The 15998-nt window shown below is 62.8% G+C and carries 22 protein-coding genes; all 22 read right to left on the minus strand.

What is annotated here, in order from left to right:
• Positions 1 to 256, minus strand: a 256-nt coding sequence (gene rplF, locus AB1634_08550; protein MEW6219571.1) for a 50S ribosomal protein L6, incomplete at its 3' end; no start/stop codon positions are given.
• 40 nt (positions 257 to 296) lie between these two features.
• The gene (gene rpsH, locus AB1634_08555; GenBank protein ID MEW6219572.1) at positions 297 to 701 is read right to left on the minus strand and encodes a 30S ribosomal protein S8; all 405 of its coding nucleotides are present in this window, start codon (positions 699 to 701) and stop codon (positions 297 to 299) included.
• A 72-nt stretch (positions 702 to 773) separates the two neighbouring features.
• Entirely contained in the window at positions 774 to 959 is a 186-nt protein-coding gene (locus AB1634_08560) for a type Z 30S ribosomal protein S14 (GenBank protein ID MEW6219573.1), read from the minus strand.
• A 24-nt stretch (positions 960 to 983) separates the two neighbouring features.
• Positions 984 to 1523 (minus strand): 50S ribosomal protein L5, encoded by a 540-nt coding sequence (gene rplE / locus AB1634_08565; GenBank protein MEW6219574.1) that lies wholly within the window; start codon positions 1521 to 1523, stop codon positions 984 to 986.
• 30 nt (positions 1524 to 1553) lie between these two features.
• Positions 1554 to 1889 carry a 50S ribosomal protein L24 gene (gene rplX, locus AB1634_08570; GenBank protein MEW6219575.1) on the minus strand — a complete coding sequence of 112 codons (336 nt, stop codon included), beginning with the start codon at positions 1887 to 1889 and terminating at the stop codon, positions 1554 to 1556.
• A 20-nt stretch (positions 1890 to 1909) separates the two neighbouring features.
• The gene (gene rplN / locus AB1634_08575; protein ID MEW6219576.1) at positions 1910 to 2278 is read right to left on the minus strand and encodes a 50S ribosomal protein L14; all 369 of its coding nucleotides are present in this window, start codon (positions 2276 to 2278) and stop codon (positions 1910 to 1912) included.
• A gap of 86 nt (positions 2279 to 2364) precedes the next feature.
• Positions 2365 to 2625 carry a 30S ribosomal protein S17 gene (gene rpsQ / locus AB1634_08580; protein MEW6219577.1) on the minus strand — a complete coding sequence of 87 codons (261 nt, stop codon included), beginning with the start codon at positions 2623 to 2625 and terminating at the stop codon, positions 2365 to 2367.
• Positions 2622 to 2822 (minus strand): 50S ribosomal protein L29, encoded by a 201-nt coding sequence (gene rpmC, locus AB1634_08585; protein MEW6219578.1) that lies wholly within the window; start codon positions 2820 to 2822, stop codon positions 2622 to 2624. The genes rpsQ and rpmC overlap by 4 nt, the downstream gene beginning before the upstream one ends.
• Positions 2819 to 3235, minus strand: a complete 417-nt coding sequence (gene rplP, locus AB1634_08590) for a 50S ribosomal protein L16 (GenBank protein ID MEW6219579.1) — start codon at positions 3233 to 3235, stop codon at positions 2819 to 2821. The genes rpmC and rplP overlap by 4 nt, the downstream gene beginning before the upstream one ends.
• A 33-nt stretch (positions 3236 to 3268) precedes the next feature.
• On the minus strand, positions 3269 to 3913 hold the full coding sequence (rpsC, locus tag AB1634_08595) for a 30S ribosomal protein S3 (GenBank protein ID MEW6219580.1): 645 nt from the start codon (positions 3911 to 3913) through the stop codon (positions 3269 to 3271).
• Between the two features lie 49 nt (positions 3914 to 3962).
• Positions 3963 to 4295 carry a 50S ribosomal protein L22 gene (rplV, locus tag AB1634_08600; GenBank protein ID MEW6219581.1) on the minus strand — a complete coding sequence of 111 codons (333 nt, stop codon included), beginning with the start codon at positions 4293 to 4295 and terminating at the stop codon, positions 3963 to 3965.
• A gap of 24 nt (positions 4296 to 4319) precedes the next feature.
• Positions 4320 to 4595: a 30S ribosomal protein S19 gene (gene rpsS, locus AB1634_08605; GenBank protein MEW6219582.1), complete on the minus strand. Its 276-nt coding sequence runs from the start codon at positions 4593 to 4595 to the stop codon at positions 4320 to 4322.
• Positions 4596 to 4679: 84 nt separating this feature from the next.
• Positions 4680 to 5501 carry a 50S ribosomal protein L2 gene (rplB, locus tag AB1634_08610; protein MEW6219583.1) on the minus strand — a complete coding sequence of 274 codons (822 nt, stop codon included), beginning with the start codon at positions 5499 to 5501 and terminating at the stop codon, positions 4680 to 4682.
• Positions 5502 to 5536: 35 nt separating this feature from the next.
• Entirely contained in the window at positions 5537 to 5827 is a 291-nt protein-coding gene (locus tag AB1634_08615; protein MEW6219584.1) for a 50S ribosomal protein L23, read from the minus strand.
• Positions 5824 to 6447 (minus strand): 50S ribosomal protein L4, encoded by a 624-nt coding sequence (rplD, locus tag AB1634_08620; GenBank protein ID MEW6219585.1) that lies wholly within the window; start codon positions 6445 to 6447, stop codon positions 5824 to 5826. The genes AB1634_08615 and rplD overlap by 4 nt, the downstream gene beginning before the upstream one ends.
• 55 nt (positions 6448 to 6502) lie before the next feature.
• On the minus strand, positions 6503 to 7132 hold the full coding sequence (gene rplC, locus AB1634_08625; GenBank protein MEW6219586.1) for a 50S ribosomal protein L3: 630 nt from the start codon (positions 7130 to 7132) through the stop codon (positions 6503 to 6505).
• 52 nt (positions 7133 to 7184) lie between these two features.
• Entirely contained in the window at positions 7185 to 7493 is a 309-nt protein-coding gene (gene rpsJ / locus AB1634_08630) for a 30S ribosomal protein S10 (GenBank protein ID MEW6219587.1), read from the minus strand.
• Between the two features lie 21 nt (positions 7494 to 7514).
• The gene (gene tuf, locus AB1634_08635; protein MEW6219588.1) at positions 7515 to 8705 is read right to left on the minus strand and encodes an elongation factor Tu; all 1191 of its coding nucleotides are present in this window, start codon (positions 8703 to 8705) and stop codon (positions 7515 to 7517) included.
• A gap of 111 nt (positions 8706 to 8816) precedes the next feature.
• Positions 8817 to 10898 (minus strand): elongation factor G, encoded by a 2082-nt coding sequence (gene fusA / locus AB1634_08640; GenBank protein ID MEW6219589.1) that lies wholly within the window; start codon positions 10896 to 10898, stop codon positions 8817 to 8819.
• A gap of 35 nt (positions 10899 to 10933) precedes the next feature.
• Positions 10934 to 11407, minus strand: a complete 474-nt coding sequence (gene rpsG / locus AB1634_08645) for a 30S ribosomal protein S7 (protein ID MEW6219590.1) — start codon at positions 11405 to 11407, stop codon at positions 10934 to 10936.
• A gap of 18 nt (positions 11408 to 11425) precedes the next feature.
• Complete coding sequence (rpsL, locus tag AB1634_08650) at positions 11426 to 11797, minus strand: 30S ribosomal protein S12 (protein MEW6219591.1); 372 nt, start codon at positions 11795 to 11797, stop codon at positions 11426 to 11428.
• Between the two features lie 125 nt (positions 11798 to 11922).
• Positions 11923 to 15990 (minus strand): DNA-directed RNA polymerase subunit beta', encoded by a 4068-nt coding sequence (rpoC, locus tag AB1634_08655; GenBank protein ID MEW6219592.1) that lies wholly within the window; start codon positions 15988 to 15990, stop codon positions 11923 to 11925.
• Between the last annotated feature and the right edge of the window lie 8 nt (positions 15991 to 15998).

Below are 15998 nucleotides of genomic sequence, written 5' to 3' on the forward strand. Positions count from 1 at the left end.
GGCGTCGAAAGCCTGTGCTCACCCCGACCACCATGTTGTTCACGAGGGTGCGCGCCAATCCCCAGATCGCCCTGCCGCTGCGACCATCATCCCCGGTTTCCAGGCGCACGGCGCCATTGTCCAGAATCACCGAGACTCCGGCCGGCAGCCGCCGCGACAGGCTGCCTTTCGGCCCGGTGACGCTCACCTCCAGCCCCTGCGCCTGCACTTGCACACCCTTGGGCAGGGTGATCGTTTTCTTGCCAATCCGTGACATGCTCTGACCTCCTGATGCGCCCCGTGGCTCTGGCGGCGCCTTACCAGACTTCGCAGAGCAGCTCGCCGCCCACCCCCAGGGCCCGGGCTGTCTGATCGGAAACCACACCCTTGGAGGTGGAGATGATGGCCACACCCAGCCCACTCATGACCCGGGGGATCTCGCTCTGCCGCACGTAAACCCGCCGCCCCGGGGTGCTGACCCGTCGCAGCCCCGTGATTGCCGGCCGACGACTTCTGGCCGAAGCGGGCTGCAGCTCCACCCGCAACAATCTGCCCCCCCCTTCCGAAACCGTCTGGTAGCCACGGATGTAGCCTTCCCCCTTGAGGATACGAACCACATCCTCCTTGAGGTTGGAATGGGGCACATCAACCCGTTCCATCCGCGCCTGACCGGCGTTCCGGATACGGGTCAGAAGATCAGCGAGGGGATCGCTCATGGACATGACGCCTGACTCCTTCGAAACATGGGCAGCACAATAAGACCGGTCAAACCTCTTGGCCGCGACCTTGGCTGCTTACCAGCTGGATTTGGTGACCCCGGTGATCTCACCACGGGAGGCCAAGTTGCGGAAGCAGATCCGGCACATCCCGAACTTGCGCAGAAAGGCCCGGGGCCGACCGCATAAAGGGCATCGGTTGTAAGCCCGCACTTGGAACTTCTGGGGTCGGGCTGACTTGGCGATCAACGATTTCTTGGCCACGCTCGCTCCTCCTGATCAGACCGCCTACTCCCGGAAAGGCATACCCAGCATCTTGAGCAGATACCGGCACTCTTCGTCGGTCTTGGCTGTGGTGACGATGCAGACGTTGAGCCCCTTGATCTTATCGATCTTGTCGTAATCGATCTCGGGGAAGACGATGTGCTCCCGGATGCCCATGGCGAAGTTGCCCTGCCCATCAAAACCCCTGGCAGATACCCCGCGGAAGTCCCGCACCCGCGGCAGGCTGACGTGCACCAGCTTGGCCAGAAAGTCGTACATCTTGTCCCGACGCAGAGTCACGGAACAGCCGATGGGCACGCCCTTGCGCAGCTTGAAGCCGGCAATGGACTTCTTGGCTCTGCGCACCACCGCCTTCTGGCCGGCGATCCGAGTCAACTCCTGTGAGGCGGAATCGATGATCTTGGGGTTTTGTACCGCCTCCCCCAGGCCCATGTTCAACACAATCTTCACCAGGCGTGGGGCCTGCATAGGATTCGTGTACTGAAACTGCTGCATCAGCCGGGCCACACCCTCCCGCTGATAAAATTCTTTCAGTCCTGCCATGGAACGCCTCCCGCGCCAATCCTCAATGCCTTACGCCTTGCGCTCGACCGACTCCCCGCACTTCCTGCACACCCGCACCTTGCTGCCGTCGTCCAGCAGCTGGTGGCCGATCCGTACCGTCTTCGTGCACTTGGGGCAGACGATCATGAGATTGGAGACGTGAATCGGCGCCTCCCGGCTGATGATGCCACCTTGCTGGTTCTGCGGATTGGGACGGAGGTGCCGCTTGACCATGTTCACCTTCTCCACAGTCACCCGCTGCCGCTCCCGGTGGACTTTGACCACTTTGCCCACCGAGCCCTTGTCCCGACCGGCGATCACTTCCACCTGATCATTGACCTTGAGATAGTTCGAACCCTGCGCCATGTCTGTACGACTCCTTGCTGTCACAGCACCTCAGGGGCCAGCGAGATGATCTTCATGAACCCCTTCGCCCGCAATTCCCGGGCCACCGGACCGAAGATACGCGTGCCTACCGGATCCCCGGCGGGGTTGATGAGGACCGCCGAGTTCTCGTCAAACCGTACGGTGGTGTCATCCTCCCGCCGGATCTCCTTGATCGTACGGACGATGACCGCCCGCATGACATCACCCTTCTTCACCTTGGCATGGGGAACCGCCTCCTTGACGGAAACGATGATGACATCCCCCACCCGGGCATAGCGCCGACGAGTACCGCCAAGCACACGGATGCACGACACCTGCTTGGCACCCGAGTTGTCTGCCACGGTCAGCCTTGTCTCGGTTTGGATCATGACAATCTCCCAATGGCCGCCGTCATCCTGGCTATCGGCGGCCCCATGCCGGCCCGAAGCGTGGCCAGGGCCAGAGGTGATCCGTTCTAGAGGGCCTTTTGCACAATGGCCCGTACCCGCCAACGCTTACGCCGGGACAACGGCCGGCATTCCTCAATCAGAACCCGGTCGCCGATGCTGCAAGCGTTGCCGTCATCGTGGGCCATGTACTTGACCCGGCGGCGGATGAACTTCCCGTACAGCGGGTGCGGCACCATCCGCTCGATCTGCACCACCACCGACTGGTCCATTTTGTTGCTCACGACAACCCCGGTGCGCGTCTTCCGCGTCTTACGCTCTTCGCTCATGTGCTCAGCTTCCGTGTCCGTTCGGTCTGAACCGTCTTGATCCTGGCGATCGCCTTCTTCACCTGACGGATGCGGGCGGTATTCTCCAGCTGGCGGATGGCGTGCTGGAAGCGCAGCTTGAACAGCTCCTCCGCCAGCTCTCCCTCCCTTTTGGCCAAGGCCTCAGGGCTCATCTCGCGGATTTCCTTGATCTTCATAGCATGGTGCTCCTCGCCACCACCTTGGTGGGGATGGGCAGCTTGGCCGCAGCGAGGGTCAGGGCTTGCACCGCCATGGCCTCCTCCACGCCGGCCATCTCATAGAGGATCCGACCAGGTTGCACCGGCGCCTCCCAGCCCTCCGGAGCGCCCTTGCCCTTGCCCATCCGTGTCTCCGCCGGCTTCTTGGTATAAGGCTTGTCCGGAAAGATCCGGATCCAAACCTGGGCTCCACGGCGTACACAGCGATTGATGGCGATACGGGCCGCCTCAATCTGCTGCGAGGTGAGGCGGCCACACTCCATGGCTTTGAGGCCAAACTCCCCAAAGGCCAGACCAGCCCCCCGCTGGGCGCTGCCGGTGGTCCGGCCTTTCATCCGTTTGCGGTGCTTCACTTTCTTCGGGCTCAGCATGACACACTCCCTTGTTCGCGGAGCTCTCCGTCGTCAGGAGGCCATCTCCTCGCCGGGCAGAATCTCGCCTCGGAAGATCCAAACCTTGACGCCGATCACCCCGTAAGTGGTCCTGGCTTCGGCCAGCCCATAATCCACGTCGGCCCTCAGGGTGTGCAGAGGCACAGCCCCTTCCCGTGCCCACTCCCGCCGGGCCATCTCGGCCCCGCCCAGCCGGCCGGAACAGGCGATTTTAATCCCCTTGGCTCCAAACTTCAAGGCGGTGTTCACCGCCTTCTTCATGGCGCGACGAAAGGCGATCCGGCGCTCCAGCTGCTGGGCAACGTTCTCGGCCACCAGCTGCGCCTCCACCTCGGGCCGGCGCACCTCCTGGATGTCAAGGAGGCAGTGCTTGCCGGTAAGCCGATCCAGATCCTTCTTGATGGCCTCGATCTCGGCCCCCTTCTTGCCGATGACGATACCCGGGCGCGCCGTGCGCAGCCGGATGCGGATCCGGTCCCCTGTACGCTCGATAATGGTCCGGGAAATGCCCGCGTGGTACATCCGCTTCTTGAGGAACTTGCGGATGGACTGGTCCTCGCGCAGGGAGGCAGCATAGTCCTTCTCGGCATACCACACCGAGTCCCAGGTCCTGATGACATTCAGCCGCAAACCGATCGGATTGACTTTCTGGCCCAACGTGCTCCTCCTTGGGGGGACGCCATCTGGCGCCCGGTCTCGGAAACCGTTAGCGTTCGTCCAGCACCACCGTGATGTGGCTGGTCCGCTTCAGGATCCGGTTGGCGCGGCCCATGGTCGCGGGTCGAATCCTCTTGAGCATCGGCCCGCCGTCCACGAACACGGCCTTGACGTACAGAGTATCGACATCGATGGCCGGATTCTGGGATGCATTGGCCACTGCCGAGTCGATCACTCGGCGCAGGATGCGCGCCCCCTTCTTGGGGGAGAACCGCAAGGTGTTAATGGCCTTTTCCACCCCTTGCCCCCGGACCAGGTCGGCAACCAGTCTGGCTTTCTGGGCCGAAATCCGCATATAGCGTGCTATCGCCTTGGCTTCCATCGCCCTCACTCCTCCTGAACGGCCCTACTTCTTGCCCTTCTTGTCGCCGGCGTGGCCGTAGAAGGTGCGGGTCGGTGCGAACTCGCCCAGCTTGTGACCAACCATATTTTCGGTCACGAATACCGGGATAAACTTCTTGCCGTTGTGGACCGCGAAGGTCAGGCCGACCATTTCCGGCACCACCGCGGACCGCCGCGACCAGGTCTTGATCACCTTGCGCGAGCCGGTCTCCACTGCCTGCAAGGTCTTCTTGATCACGTGATCGTCAACAAAGGGGCCCTTCTTCACTGAACGTGGCACAGCTTCCTCTCCCCAAGCCAGCCAGCTGACAGCCCAGGCTTTAAAGCCCAGGGCAGCCGGTCAGTAGCCTCCGGTCGACGCCGCCTAACGGCGCGGCTTGACGATATCCTTGTCCGACGGCTTGCTGCCGCGGGTCCGATAGCCCTTGGCGGGCATGCCCCATGGGGAACAGGGGTGACGCCCACCGGAGCTCTTGCCCTCACCACCGCCCATGGGATGGTCGATGGGGTTCATGGCAACACCGCGCACCGAGGGCCTCTTGCCCAGCCAGCGGGAACGGCCGGCCTTGCCCAGCTTGGCACTCTCGTGCTCGGCGTTGCCCACTTGACCGATACAGGCTCGGCAGCGACCATGGAAGCGCCGCACCTCGCCGGAGGGGAGTCGCACCAGGACATGGTCTCCCTCCTTGGCCATAAGCTGGGCTGCCGTGCCGGCACTGCGCACCAGTTGGGCTCCCTTGCCGATCCGCATCTCAATGTTATGGATGACAGAGCCCAAAGGCATGTTGGCCATGGGCAGGCAGTTGCCCGGCTGGATGTCCACCGTCGGCCCCGTCTCCACCCGGTCGCCAACCTTCAGGCCCTGCGGAGCCAAAATATACGAACGTGCACCGTCCCGGTAGACCAGCAATGCCAAGTTGGCGGACCGATTGGGGTCGTATTCGATGGCCTCGACCCGGGCCGGCACGTTCTCCTTGGCACGCTTGAAATCCACCACCCGATACTGACGCTTGTGGCCGCCACCGATGTGGCGGGCGGTGACCCGGCCGTAGCTGTTGCGACCACCGCTCTTGTTGAGCGGCTCCACCAGTCCCTTTTCCGGTCGCTTTTTCGTCAGCTCCGGAGTGGTGACCGAAATGTGGCCTCTTTTTCCCGGTGACGTCGGTTTGTATGTCTTGATTGCCATCGCGTCCCTCGCGAACCACGTGCTCCTGTTGGGGCTCACAGGCCCTCAAGGAAATCAATCTTGCTGCCCGGCGCCAGCGTGACCACCGCCTTCTTCCACGGGGAAGTCGTGCCAACGGAGCGCCCCACCCTTTTCTGCTTGCTGGGCATGTTGCTGGTCCGCACTCTGGTCACTTGGACCTTGAACAGCTGCTCCACAGCGGCCTTGATCTCCAACTTGTTGGCCTGCCGCGCCACCCGCATCGTGACCTGGTTGTTGGCCTCCTGACCGGCGGTCGCCTTCTCGGTGATGCACGGCCGCCGAATGACTTCGTAACGATCCCTCATGGCGCCAACCTCTCTTCCAGTAGGGGGATACACGGCTGGGTGATAATCAGTCTGGGGTAGTGCATGACATCATACACGTTGAGTCCCGCCGTGGGCATCACCTTCACGCCCGGCACGTTGCGAGCCGACTTCTCCAGACGCTCATCCCGGTCCGGCACCACCACCAAGGCGCTGCCTGCCTCAAGACCGTTCATGATCGCCACCAGTCGCTTGGTCTTGATCTCCGGCAGCGTCATGGCGTCCAGAACCAGGAGGTTCTCCTCAGCCAACCGTGCCGACAAGGCCATACGCAGGGCCAGGCGCCGCACCTTCTTGGGCAGCTGGTAGCTGTAATCCCGGGGTTGGGGCCCGAACATTGTCCCCCCCTTGCGCCACAGCGGTGAACGGGTGGAGCCGGAGCGCGCCCGGCCGGTGCCCTTCTGTCGCCACGGCTTCTTGCCGCCACCCGAGACCAGCGCCTTCGTCTTCGTGCAGGCATTGCCAGCCCGCCGGTTGGCGAGCTGCATCCGCACTACGGCGTGGATGACGTGAGGCTTGACCTCGGTCGCGAAGACGCCGTCGTTGAGGTCCACCTCTCCGACCTTCTCCTTGTTGACGTTGTATACCGTCACTCGTGCCATGTCGTGGCTCCTGTCGGCGTCCGCCGCCTGTCTTCGCAACCCGGCGCCCTGCCGACTACTTGCTGTAGATCTGCACCAAAGCGTTGGGAGGCCCGGGCACTGAGCCCTTCACCACCAGGATATTGTCCTCCGGCCGCAGATCGACCACGGTCAGATTTTTCTTCATGGTCAAGGTATCGCCCATCTGCCCCGGCAGCTTCTTGCCCTTGATCACCCGGGACGGAAAGGAGCTCTGGCCAATCGAGCCCGGCGCCCGGTGGAACATGGAGCCGTGGGTGGCGCGACCACCCTTGAAGCCGTGTCGCTTGACCACCCCCTGGAATCCCTTGCCCTTGCTCCGGGCCCGCACATCAACCAAGTCGCCGACCCGAAACACCTGCTCCACCCGAATGTCCTGGCCAACCTCATAGGCCTCCGGATCCTTAGCCCGAAACTCCCGGATGAAACGGAAGCCGCCCTTGCCGGCAGCCGCCAGATGGCCTCGCACCGGGCTGGTAAGCCGGGACTCCTTCTGAGGCGCGAAGCCCAGCTGAACAGCACCGTACCCTTCCTTGGCCTCGGTCTTTTTCTGGAGCACGACGCAAGGCCCAGCTTCGATGAGGGTTACGGAGATGGCCCGACCGTCCTCGGCAAAGACTCGGGTCATCCCCACCTTCCTGCCCATCAATCCCATGGTCTTCGGCATGATCGTCCCTCCCTGGGGCTGCCTCCTCAGGAATTCAGCCCGCATCCGCAGCCTAGAGCTTGATCTCCACATCGACCCCTGCCGACAGCTCCAGCTTCCCCAGCGCGTCAATGGTCTGCTGGGTCGGCTCAAGAATGTCCAGAAGGCGGCGATGGGTACGCATCTCGAACTGCTCCCGGGACTTCTTGTCGATGTGGGGCGAGCGCAGGACGCAGTACTTGTTGATGCTGGTCGGCAACGGAATCGGCCCGGCCACCGTGGCCCCGGTCCGACGGGCGGTCTCGACGATCTCGCCGGTCGCCTGATCCAAGAGCTTGTGGTCGTATGCCTTGAGCCGAATCCGGATCTTCTGTGTCGGTATCATCTTGAGAGGTTCCCCGGCTTATTCAATGATCTCGCTGATGACGCCGGCGCCAACGGTGCGGCCACCCTCACGGATGGCAAACCGCAGCTCCTTCTCCATGGCGATGGGCGTGATGAGCGACGCCTGGATCGATACATTGTCCCCCGGCATCACCATCTCCACTCCCTCCGGCAGGGTCACCACTCCCGTCACGTCCGTGGTCCGGAAGTAAAACTGCGGACGATACCCGGTGAAAAACGGCGTATGCCGCCCGCCCTCCTCCTTGGCCAGGATGTAGCACTCCGCCTTGAACTTGGTGTGCGGCGTGATGCTCCCCGGCTTGGCCAGCACCTGCCCCCGCTCCACCTCGTCCCGCTTCGTGCCCCGCAGCAGCACGCCGACGTTGTCGCCTGCCTGGCCCTGGTCCAGAATCTTGCGGAACATCTCCACCCCGGTCACCGTCGTCTTCACCGTCGGCCGGATGCCCACAATCTCCACCTCGTCGCCCACCTTGACCACCCCGCGCTCGATCCGGCCCGTCACCACCGTTCCCCGGCCGGAAATGGAAAACACATCCTCGATGGGCATCAGGTACGGCTTGTCCACGTCACGCACCGGCTGCGGCACGTGCTTGTCCACCGCCTCCATCAGCTCCCAGATGCACTTCGTCGCCTCGGGATCGTCGGGGCTCTCCAGGGCCTTCAACGCGCTGCCCCGGATGATCGGCGTGTCATCGCCGGGAAAGTCATACTTGGTCAACAGCTCCCGCAGCTCCATGTCCACCAGCTCAATGAGCTCCGGATCATCCACCATGTCACACTTGTTCAAGAACACCACGATCGCCGGCACCCCCACCTGACGCGCCAGCAAAATGTGCTCGCGGGTCTGCGGCATCGGGCCGTCGTCCGCCCCGACCACCAGAATCGCCCCGTCCATCTGCGCTGCCCCGGTGATCATGTTCTTGATGTAGTCAGCATGGCCCGGGCAATCGACGTGTGCATAGTGCCGGGCGGCGGTCTCATACTCCACGTGGGCGGTCGCAATGGTGATGCCCCGCTCCTTCTCCTCCGGCGCCTTGTCGATCTGGTCAAAGGCCATGAACTGCGCCAGCCCCTTGCTCGCCAGAACCTTGGTGATCGCCGCCGTCAGCGTCGTCTTGCCGTGGTCAATGTGGCCAATCGTCCCCACGTTCACGTGCGGCTTCTTGCGCTCGAACTTCTGCTTCGCCATCGCTTCACTCCTTCCGCCCTGGGTCCAGGCTCCTGTTCACCCCGTCATTCTTGTTGGCCGGCGTCACGGCTACCGTGGCATCCAGGTCCGACCGTTGTTTCGTCCCCTTCTTCAATATCCACCCCGGATCCGTTCAACGATCGCGCGTGCCAAGTGCTCCGGCACTTCACCGTAACGGGCAAACTGCATGGAAAACGTCGCTCGGCCCTGGGTGGCAGAGCGAATGTCCGTGCTGTAGCCAAACATCTCCGCCAGGGGCACCTCTGACTTGACTACCTGCAGCGCCCCTCGCGATTCCATACCCACGATCCTCCCTCGGCGGCCGTTGAGGTCGCTGATCGCCTCACCGACGAACTCCTCGGGCACCAGCACCTCCAGATGCATGACAGGCTCCAGCAAGACCGGCCCCGCGTCCTGGGCGCCCTGGCGCAGAGCGTTAGCCGCCGCCACCCCAAACGCCATATCGGTAGCATCGGTGTCGTGGCTGCTGCCATCCACCAGAGTTACCGCCATGTCCACCAGCGGGTAGCCTGTCAGCGGACCGTTGTCGAGGCCAGCGCGCACCCCCCGCTCGATGGCCGGCAGAAACTGCGCGGGAATCACCTCCGGCCCCACTTGGCTGGCAAAGGACACCCCCTCGCCGCGCGCCCGGGGCGAGAGCTCCAGCCAGACATGGCCGTACTGACTGCGGCCGCCGGTCTGCTGCATAAACCGTCCTTCGGCGCGCACGGTCCGCCTGATCGTTTCCTTGTAGGTGACCTGCGGCCGCCCAACGTTGCCGGCAACCTTGAACTCCCGGACCAGCCGATCCAGAATGATCTCCAGGTGCAGCTCGCCCATTCCTGATATGAGGGTCTGGCCGGTGTCCGGGTTGGTGGCGATATGGAACGACGGGTCTTCCAAGGCTATCTTGGCCAGGGCTTGTCCCAATCGCTCTTCTTCCGCCTTGCTCCGGGGCTCGATAGCCCGGCTGATCACCGGCTCCGGCACCGCCAGACTCTCCAGCCGCAAGGGGGCCTCGGCGCTGGTCAAGGTATCGCCGGTGGTGGTGAAGCGCAAACCCACCACAGCCACGATGTCGCCAGTGGCCGCAAGATCAATCTCCTCTCGCTTGTTGGCGTGCATGCGCATAATCTTGCCGATCTTTTCGGTCTTGCGCTTGGCGCTGTTGTAGACCCGGCTCCCGGTCCGCAGCACGCCGGAATAGATCCGAAGATAGCTCAGATTCCCGACAAAGGGATCTGACATCAACTTGAATGCCAAAGAACAAAAGGCCTCGTCGTCCCGGGGACGGCGTATTTCCAGTGCCCCGGCGTCGTTCTCCCCCTCCACAGGTGGCACATCCAGAGGAGAAGGTAAGAAATCCACCACCGCATCCAACAGGGGCTGCACTCCCCGATTCTTGAAGGCACTGCCGCACAGCACCGGCACCACCTTCGAAGCCAGGGTGGCGCCGCGGATTGCCCGGATGATCTCCGGACCGGTGAGCGGCTGCTCAAGGAGATACTTGTCCATGACCTCCTCATCGAAGTCGGCCAGATTCTCGAGGAGGGCCATGCGCGCGGCCGAGGACTGCTCTTGAAGCGCAACGGGAATCGGCAGCTCGAGCACCCGAGCCCCCTGGGATTCCTCGTCGAAGAGAAGGAACCGTTCGTTGATCAGGTCGATGACGCCCTGAAACGAGTCCTCCTGGCCAACCGGCAGCTGCAAGGGCAGCGGATTGGCATTCAGCTTCTCCCGCATCATCGCCAGGCAGCGCCTGAAGTCGGCGCCCACCCGGTCCATCTTGTTGACGAAGGCGATACGCGGGATCCGATAATGGTCAGCCTGGTGCCAGACCGTCTCGGATTGGGGCTCTACCCCGCCGACAGCGCAAAAAACAGCAACCGCGCCGTCCAGGACCCGCAGGCTGCGCTCCACCTCGATGGTGAAGTCGACATGCCCTGGGGTGTCAATAATATTGATACAGTGCTCGTGCCAGAAACACGTCGTCGCCGCCGAGGTGATCGTGATGCCCCGTTCCTGCTCCTGCTCCATCCAGTCCATGATGGCAGTGCCATCGTGGACTTCGCCCAGCTTGTGGGACTTGCCGGTGTAAAAAAGAATCCGTTCAGTGGTTGTGGTCTTGCCGGCATCGATGTGCGCCATGATGCCGATATTGCGGACACGCTCCAGCGGAAATCGGGCTGCCACGACGATCGTCGACCCAAAAACCTTGGGCGAACATGCTACCAGCGGTAATGCGCGAAGGCCTTGTTGGCCTCAGCCATCTTGTGCGTATCTTCCCGCTTCTTCACTGCGGCGCCCCGGTTGTTGTAGGCGTCAATCAGCTCGCCGGCGAGCCGATCCGCCATCCTTTGGCCAGGTCGCTTCTGGGCGAAGGCGATAAGCCACCGAATGGCCAGGGCGTTGCGGCGCTCGGCCCGCACCTCCACCGGCACCTGGTAAGTGGCGCCGCCCACCCGCCGCGATTTGACCTCGATCTTCGGTCTCACTCGGTCCATGGCCTTCTCAAATACGGCCTGCGGTGGGTTGTCGCTGACCTTCGCTGCCACCACCTCCATGGCATCGTAGAAGATGCGCTGAGCCAGGCTCTTCTTGCCCCGCTCCATGAGGCCATTGATGAACTTGGACACCAACACGCTGGAGAACTTGGGGTCGGGCGCCAGGGCCCGACGATCCACTTCTTTTCTGCGGGACATCGGCGAAAAACCTCCAGGCTACTTGGGCCGTTTGGCACCGTACTTGGACCGCCCCTGACGCCGGTCAGCCACGCCCAGGGAGTCGAGGGTGCCTCGGATGATGTGGTAGCGGACACCTGGCAGGTCCTTGACACGGCCACCGCGGATCAGAACTACCGAGTGCTCCTGGAGGTTGTGGCCCACGCCAGGGATGTAAGACGTCACCTCGATACCATTGGTGAGACGAACCCTGGCCACCTTACGGAGCGCCGAGTTCGGTTTCTTCGGTGTGGTGGTGTAGACGCGCACGCAAACCCCCCGCTTTTGCGGCGAGCCTTTGAGGGCCGGAGTGGTCGTCCGGTTGGCGATCTTCTGGCGTCCGTGTCTGACCAGCTGGTTGATGGTTGGCATGTACAACACTCCTGCACTGGGTTTGCCCTTGCGACCGCCGGTCGCCACCAGCGATCCCGGGCTCGCGAAAGCGGTATGAATACTCGAAGCCAGCAGCCTTGTCAAGGCAAATTCCGCTGCTGGCATCACCCCTCGGCGATCCGGTAGCGCTCGACACCGGTACCGGCAGGAATCAAACGGCCCATGATCACATTCTCCTTCAGCCCCTCCAGGGTATCCATCTTGCCGGCCACCGCGGCATTGGTGAGCACCTTGGTGGTCTCCTGGAAGGAGGCAGCGGAGATGAAGCTGTCCGTGGAGAGGGAGGCCTTGGTAACCCCCAGCAGGAGCGGCTCTGCCTCGGCGGGCCGGCCGCCTGCCTGGAGAATGGTCTCGTTCTCCTCCTCGAAGCGCCACCACTCCACCTGCTCCCCGAGCATGAAGCCGCTGTCCCCAACCCGGGTAATCTGGACCCGACGCAGCATCTGGCGCACGATCACCTCAATATGCTTGTCGTTGATCTTGACGCCTTGCAAACGGTAGACCTCCTGGATGCCGTTGACCAGGAATTTGGCCAGCTCCTTGACCCCCAGAACCCGAAGGATGTCGATGGGGTTCGGCGAGCCGTCGATGAGCGCCTCACCGGCCTTGACGTAGTCGCCCTCATGGACCGAGACGTGCTTGCCCTTGGGGATGAGGTATTCCCGGGCCTCACCGATCTCCGGCGTGATGATCACCCGCTTCTTGCCTTTGACGTCCTTGCCAAAGCTCACCCGACCGTCGATATCGGTAATGACCGCGTGCTCCTTGGGCTTGCGGACCTCGAAGAGTTCGGCCACGCGGGGCAGACCGCCGGTGATATCCTTGGTTTTGGTGGTCTCCCGGGGGATCTTGGCGATAACCGTGCCCGGCTCCACCGGCTCGCCCTCGTTCACGGAGATGATAGCGCCCACCGGCAGGGGATAACGGGCCATGAGCATGCCCTCGGCAATCCGCACCGTGCGACCGCCGTCGTCTTTCAGCGAGATGCGGGGGTTGAGCTGGCCGGCAGCCGCGCCCCGAGCCTCGATGATCACCTTGCTGGACTTGCCGGTGACCGGGTCGACCTTCTCTTGCATGGTGACCCCTTCCAGCACGTCACCGTACTTGACCCGACCTCCCACCTCGCAGACGATGGGGATGGTGTATGGGTCCCAATCGGCCAGGAGGGTGTTGGGCTCGACGCTGCTGCCGTCTTCCACCAGAAGCTGTGCCCCGTAGTTGAGGGGATAACGCTCCCGCTCCCGACCGTGGGGGCCGAGAAGCGAGATCTCGCCGTTCCGGTTCATGACCACCATCTTGCCCAGCAGGTTGCGAACAAAGTGGATGTTCACGTACTTGACGACCCCGCCGTGTCGGGTCCGCACCTCGGCCTGCTCCACCCGCCGGCTTGCCGTGCCGCCGATGTGGAAGGTGCGCATGGTCAGCTGGGTCCCCGGCTCGCCGATGGACTGGGCCGCGATGATGCCGATGGCCTCCCCGATGTTCACCATGTGGCCGCGGCCCAGGTCACGGCCGTAGCACTTGACGCAAACCCCCCGCTTGGAGCGGCAGGTCAACACCGAGCGGATGAGAATCCGATCGATGCCGGCCTCGTCAATGGCCCGTACCGCGTCCTCGGTGATCTGCTCGTTGGTGTGCACCAACACCTTGCCGGTGAAAGGATCGACCACATCCTCCAGGGCCACCCGGCCCAGAATGCGATCCCCCACCGGCTGGATGATCTCGCCTCCCTCAATGAGCGGCTCCATGACGATGCCGTTCAGGGTGCCGCAGTCATCCTCAATGATGGTCGAGTCCTGGGCCACATCCACCAGGCGCCGAGTGAGGTAGCCGGAGTTGGCTGTCTTGAGGGCGGTGTCTGCCAGACCCTTGCGCGCGCCGTGCGTGGAGATGAAGTACTCCAGGACCGACAGACCTTCCCGGAAGTTGGCCTTGATGGGCGATTCGATGATCGCCCCGGAAGGCTTGGCCATGAGTCCCCGCATCCCGGCCAGCTGCCGGATCTGATCCTTGCTGCCCCGGGCGCCGGAATCGGCCATGATAAAGATCGGGTTGAAGCTCGGCGTTTCCACCAGCTCATTGGAGCGGTTGCGGACAAAGTCCACCGCCATCTCGGTCATCATCTCCTTGGCCACCTCATCGGTGGCCTTGGACCAGATGTCCACGACCTTGTTGTACTTCTCACCGGAGGTGATGAGGCCATCCGCATACTGGCGCTCCACATCCAGGACCTCGGTCTCGGCCTTGCCCAGGATCTCCTCCTTGTTCACCGGGATAATCATGTCATTGATGGAGATGGACACGCCCGCCCGGGTGGCGTGCTCGTAGCCGATGTCCTTGAGCCGGTCGGCGAGAATCACCGTCTCCTTGGTGCCGGCATGGCGGTAGGCATAATCGATGAGCCGCGCCAGCTCCTTCTTCTTCATCACCTTGTTGATCTCGGTAAAGGGCACCGCCTCCGGCAGGATCTCCGACAGGAGCACGCGGCCGACCGTGGTCTCCACCAGCTCGCCGTTCATCCGCACCTTGATCCGGGCCTGCAGGTGGACCGCGCCACCATCATAGGCGATGCGCACCTCTTCCCGGGAGCTGAATACCTTGCCTTCGCCCCGGGCCAGGGCACGCTCCCGCGTCAGGTAGTAGATGCCGAGGACGATGTCCTGGGTGGGGATGATCACCGGCTCGCCATTGGCCGGAGACAGAATGTTGTTGGTGCTCATCATGAGCACCCGCGCCTCCACCTGCGCCTCCACGGACAGAGGCACATGCACGGCCATCTGGTCGCCGTCGAAGTCGGCGTTGAAGGCCATACAGACCAGCGGGTGAAGCTGGATGGCCTTGCCCTCGATGAGCAGGGGCTCAAAGGCCTGCATGCCGAGACGGTGGAGGGTGGGGGCGCGGTTAAGGATCACCGGATATTCCCGCACCACCTCCTCCAGCACGTCCCACACCTCGGAGCTCTCCTTTTCGACCAGCTTGCGGGCGCTCTTGATGGTATTGACCAGGCCTCGCTGTTCCAAGCGGTTGTAGATGAAAGGCTTGAACAGCTCCAGGGCCATCTTCTTGGGCAGACCGCACTGATGGAGCCGCAGGTGGGGACCGACCACGATGACGGTTCGTCCCGAGTAATCCACCCGCTTGCCCAGGAGGTTCTGGCGGAAGCGGCCCTGTTTGCCCTTGAGCATGTCGGACAGGGACTTCAGCGGCCGTTTGTTGGGGCCGGTGATCACCTTACCCCGGCGGCCATTGTCAAAAAGAACGTCCACCGCCTCTTGCAGCATCCGCTTCTCGTTGCGGATGATGATATCCGGGGCGTCCAGCTCGATGAGCCTCTTCAGCCGGTTATTGCGGTTGATGACTCGACGATAGAGATCGTTGAGGTCAGACGTGGCGAAGCGGCCGCCCTCCAGGGGCACCAGGGGCCGCAAGTCCGGCGGCAGCACCGGGATGACCTCCAGGATCATCCACTCAGGCCGATTTCCTGAATCCCGGAAAGCCTCCACCACCTTCAAGCGCTTGCCCAGCTTCTTGAGCTTGGTGTCGGAGCTGGTCTTCTTCATCTCAGCCCGCAGACTGACGGAGAGCCTGTCCAGATCCAACGACATGAGCATCTCCTTGATGGCCGCGGCACCAATACTGATCTTGAAAGTGGCCCCGAGCTCCTCCCGGCTGGTCCGCAGCTTGTCCTCGGTGAGGAGCGTGCCCACTGCCAGTGCCGGATTGTCCGACGCCGTGACCACGTAGGACTCGAAATAGAGCACCTTTTCCAGCTCCTTCAAGGTCATGTCCAGCAGGGAGCCGATCTTGCTGGGCAGGCTCTTCAGAAACCAGATGTGGGCCACTGGGGCAGCCAGCTCAATGTGGCCCAAGCGTTCCCGCCGGACCTTGGACTGGATCACCTCCACCCCGCACTTCTCGCAAACCACTCCCCGGTGCTTCATGCGCTTGTACTTGCCGCAGTTGCACTCGTAGTCCTTGACCGGCCCAAAGATCTTGGCGCAAAACAGGCCATCCCGCTCCGGCTTGAAGGTCCGGTAGTTGATGGTCTCAGGCTTCTTGACCTCGCCGTGGGACCAGTCCCGGATCTTCTCCGGCGAGGCGATGGAAATACGAACCTGGCGGTACGAGACCGGCGCCTTCGGCTTGGCAAAATAGCTGAAAAGATCTTCCACGGTTGCCC

The sequence above is a fragment of the Thermodesulfobacteriota bacterium genome, from assembly GCA_040755095.1.
In the GTDB taxonomy this organism is placed as follows: Bacteria; Desulfobacterota; Desulfobulbia; order Desulfobulbales; family JBFMBH01; genus JBFMBH01.